5 protein-coding genes are annotated in these 3,941 nt (G+C 70.8%); 4 read left to right on the plus strand and 1 reads right to left on the minus strand.

The window, feature by feature from the left end:
- Nucleotides 1-294, minus strand: a 294-nt coding sequence (locus DB30_RS40305; protein WP_146662884.1) for a hypothetical protein, incomplete at its 3' end; no start/stop codon positions are given.
- A 187-nt stretch (nucleotides 295-481) separates the two neighbouring features.
- Here DB30_RS40305 and DB30_RS40310 point away from each other — a divergent pair.
- The 4 genes from DB30_RS40310 to DB30_RS40325 form a co-directional block, all read left to right on the plus strand.
- Nucleotides 482-1,705 carry an FIST signal transduction protein gene (locus DB30_RS40310; RefSeq protein ID WP_052559401.1) on the plus strand — a complete coding sequence of 408 codons (1,224 nt, stop codon included), beginning with the start codon at nucleotides 482-484 and terminating at the stop codon, nucleotides 1,703-1,705.
- A gap of 13 nt (nucleotides 1,706-1,718) precedes the next feature.
- Nucleotides 1,719-2,150, plus strand: coding sequence for a hypothetical protein (locus DB30_RS40315; protein WP_052559403.1), 432 nt, complete (start codon nucleotides 1,719-1,721; stop codon nucleotides 2,148-2,150).
- A 3-nt stretch (nucleotides 2,151-2,153) separates the two neighbouring features.
- On the plus strand, nucleotides 2,154-3,473 hold the full coding sequence (locus DB30_RS40320; RefSeq protein ID WP_146662886.1) for a penicillin-insensitive murein endopeptidase: 1,320 nt from the start codon (nucleotides 2,154-2,156) through the stop codon (nucleotides 3,471-3,473).
- Between the two features lie 45 nt (nucleotides 3,474-3,518).
- On the plus strand, nucleotides 3,519-3,941 hold a 423-nt coding region (locus tag DB30_RS40325), incomplete at its 3' end, for a hypothetical protein (protein WP_146662889.1).

The following is a 3,941-nucleotide window of genomic DNA, read 5'->3' on the forward strand; positions in this document are numbered from 1 at the left end:
GTCATCCGTCCGCGCCCGCCGAACGTGGGCGCGACGCAGCGGCGGCTGGATCTCGCACGCGAGCGCGCGTCCGTCGAACCCAAGCCCACGCAGGCGCGCCGCGAGATCGGCAGCGCGCTCCCGAGGCAGCCGCGCGCAGGCCTCGAGGGTGCCGTCGGACTGCAGCTCGAGCCGCCACCCGTGCGACCCGTCAGCCCCGTCAGCCCCGTCAGGAGCTGGACCTGCCGGACCCAGCAGGCGCGCGGCGTCGAGCCAGATCGGCAGCGGAGCGATCCGAAGCTCATGGACGGCCACGCCCGAGCATACCCGGTCGGGGGAGGTCTTTCGGGCGGCTCTCGTCCGCAGGCCGCCCGCTTGCGGGACGCGGGATTCGCTGGCCCAGGGCCGTCCGCAACGGGCGGCACTCGTGCCGCCCGCGGGCAGCGAACTCCCTGGCATTCGGGCGCGGGCTGAAACCCCGCACTCCTGATACCCTGGCGCTGTGCGCTGGTCCTCCAGCATCAGTGACGCGGCCGAGTTCTCGACGGCCCTCGATCGAGCCACCAGCGAGCTGCACGAACAGCTCGACGGGCAGTCCGCGGATCTCGTGTTGGTGTTCGCCTCGCGCGAGCACCAGCACCGCTGTCACGAGCTGCCGGCCGCGCTCGGCAGCGCGTTCGAAGGCGCGCTGGTGCTCGGCTGCTCGGGCAGCGGGGTGCTCGCCAACGGCCGGGAGCTCGAGGGCAGCGCCGGCTTGGCGATCGCGGCGGCGCAGCTGCCCGGCGTGGAGCTGACGGGGTTTCACGTGCCCGCCGAGCGGACCCCCGACCCGGCCGAGGCCGGCGACGACCCCGCCGACGAGCGCGCGCGCTGGAACCACGCGCTGGGCCTGGCGGACGGCCCCGATCCTCACCTGCTGCTGTTCGCGGATCCCTTCACGTGGTCTGGCGCCGAGCTGCTCGACGGCCTCGATCGTGCGTACCCAAGCGGCGTCAAGATCGGCGGCCTGTGCTCGGGCGGCGGCCGCCCCGGCGAGCACCGCTTGTTTTGCGACCAGGCGACCCACCACCGCGGCATGGTCGGCGTGGCCATGCGTGGCAACCTCGAGATCGACGCCGTGGTCGCGCAGGGCTGCCGACCGATCGGGGTGCCGATGTTCGTGACCCGTCACCAAGAGCAAGTGATCTTCGAGCTCGACGGTCGCCCCGCCGTCCAGGTGTTGCAGCACCTGTTCGACACCCTGACCCCATCCGAGCGGGCCAAGGCTCGCAACAGCCTGTTCCTTGGCGTGGTCATGGATCCACGCCGCGAGGTCTACGACCAGGGCGACTTCTTGGTGCGCAACCTGATCGGCGTGGATCCGCACAGCGGGGCGATCGGGACCGCGGCGCAGCTGCACAAGAACGCCGTCGTCCAGTTTCACCTGCGCGACGCCGAGACCTCCGCGGCCGAGCTACGCGCGCTGCTGGCGGAGCACGGCAAGCTCCGCGCCAACGACCCCAGCGTGGGCGCGCTGCTGTTCCCCTGCGTCGGTCGCGGGAAGGGCCTGTACGGCAAGCCCGATCACGACAGCGCGCTGACCCGCGAGCTGCTTGGCGCCAAGCTGCCGCTGGCTGGGTTCTTTTGTAACGGTGAGATCGGCCCGGTGGGCTCGGCCCAAGCCCGAACCTTCCTGCACGGCTACACCAGCGCGCTGATGCTGTTTCGCCCGGCCCGCATGATCTAGTCTGCGCTCCGCCATGTCGTACCAGTTCTACAACCTCCTCCACATCCTCGGCATCGTGCTGGTGTTCATGGCCCTCGGCGCGCTCGCGTTTCATGGCGCCAACGGGGGCGACAAGCAGAGCAACAAGGTCCGCGGGATGGTCATGGGCACCCACGGCGTCGGGCTCTTGCTGCTCGTCGTCGCGGGGTTTGGGATGCTGGCCAAGACCGGGGCGATGGCCTCGGGCCTGCCCGGCTGGCTCCACCCCAAGCTGTTGGTCTGGGTGTTGCTTGGTGCGGCGCCGGTGGTCGTGAGTCGCAAGCCGAGCGCGGGCAAGCTGGTGTGGTTCGCCGTGCCGCTGCTGGCCGCGACGGCTGCGTACTTTGGGATCAACCATTCGGGCGCCGGCGCCCCTGCCCCCGCTGACACCAAGTCCGATACCAAGTCCGACACCAAGTCCGAGTAGACCGTGCCTCCACGTCCCCAGCCACAGCCGCGCGCGGTCCGTCGCGAGGGACAACACTCCGCCCGCTCGCTGCTGGCGGCCGCGGTGCTCATCCCGCTCGCCTGCGCCTACCCGCTGCTCGAGCGGCAGTTTCAGGACAGCGAGCCAGCCCGCGACAACGGTGAGCTCGCGCAGCTGAGCGCGTCGACGATCGAGCTCGCGGCCCAGTTCGTGCCGCTGCAGGCGGTGTTCGGCTACGACGCCCAACCGGTCGAGGCCCCGCCGGTCGCCGAGCCACCGCCACCGCCACCGCCCCCCACGCCCGAACAGATCACGGCGCTGCTCGACGACGCCGCGGCGACGCTCGTGGATCTCGAGATCAAGATCGATCCCCGCCGCCGCGCCCGGGGTCCGCTGCCAGCTGGCTCAGGCCTGCAGCAAGCCCACGATGAAGCCCGCGCGCTGGTCCTCGAAGGCCGCTTCGAACAGATCCGCCAGTGGATGGCGCTGGCCCAGTTTGGCAGCCGCGAGCCGGGCCCCCACTGCGGGTTCTCGCCGCTGTCGCGCTACGATCTGGTCGTCACGCGCACCGCCAAGGCGGCCAAGGGGGGCGCCAAGGATCTCGCCTACCTGCACATCGTCGTGCCCGCGCAGGGCTTGCCAGGGCCCGGCCAGCGCGGCACCCACGAGGCTTGGATCGGCGACGAGCGCTGGGTCAACCTGGCTGACAGCTTGGATCCAAGCCGCGACTACGTGCCGTTCAAGACCAACGGCAACGAGTCACTGAGCCGTCAGTGGGCCCAGGCCAACGTGGTCGCGGGGCTCGTGAACATCGCCAACGAGTATCACCAGCACACCGGCATGCTGCTTGGGATCGGCGATCTCAGCCACGTGACCGGCGGCAAGATCGGGGATCACTGGACCCACCAAAAGGGCGTCGACGTCGACGTGTACCTGCTCGATCATGATCACGTGAGCACCGACGGCCGCCCGCAGGTCTGGTGGAACCACATCAAGCGTGGGGTCTCGATCTGGACCGCCGAGCCCAAGGGCAAAGGCGCGCGCGAGCCGGTGGCCGACCCCGCAGACGAACACTCGCGCACGCCAACCAGCACCCGGCTCGAGGTCCTGGCCAACATCGTGCTGCCCATCGACGACATCGCGTACTTCGTTCACAACGACTCGTCGGTGCTCGATCCCTTCGACGCCCAAGCCGGCGCTCGCCGACCGGGCCGCCGGTTTCTGCACGCCCAAAACCGCGGATTTTGGCCAGCGCACGCCGATCACGTCCACCTGCGCTGGGTCGCTGGCGAGCTGCCCGTTGGCGTGGCCCCGCGGCCCTGAGACCAGAGGGGAATCATGCCCGCGCTTGCGACGTCGAGGAGCCCCGTGTGGACTCGAGTTCCCCTGACCTGTCTGCTGGTGGTGGCCGCGGCGTGTAACTCCAACACCAGCAACGAAGACGCCCAGGTCAGCGGTGTTCAGCCGCCGCCCGGCCCCGAGCCCAGCGTCTGCCCAACCTCACAGATCCGCGAGACCAAGGCGCCGCTCGTCCGGCCCGAGCAGGAGCAGGCAGCCTACTGGATCGCCAAGCTGCCAGCCCAGACCGCGGACGTCGAGCTGCTCGACGCCGCCGAGCGCGAGTACCTGGCCGCCCGCGTGGCCGAGCTGCCCGGCGGCTGGCGGGACCCGCTGGGTGAGGCCGGCGCGGATCCACAGCTGGTCGAGGGCGAGCTGCGTGAGCGCCTCGAGTGGCTGCGCGGGCGGGTCAGCGCGGGCGCGTACGTCGTGACCCGCCCGCGCAGCCACTCG

Source organism: Enhygromyxa salina, assembly GCF_000737335.2.
GTDB classification, from domain to species: domain Bacteria; phylum Myxococcota_A; class Polyangia; order Nannocystales; family Nannocystaceae; genus Plesiocystis; species Plesiocystis salina_C.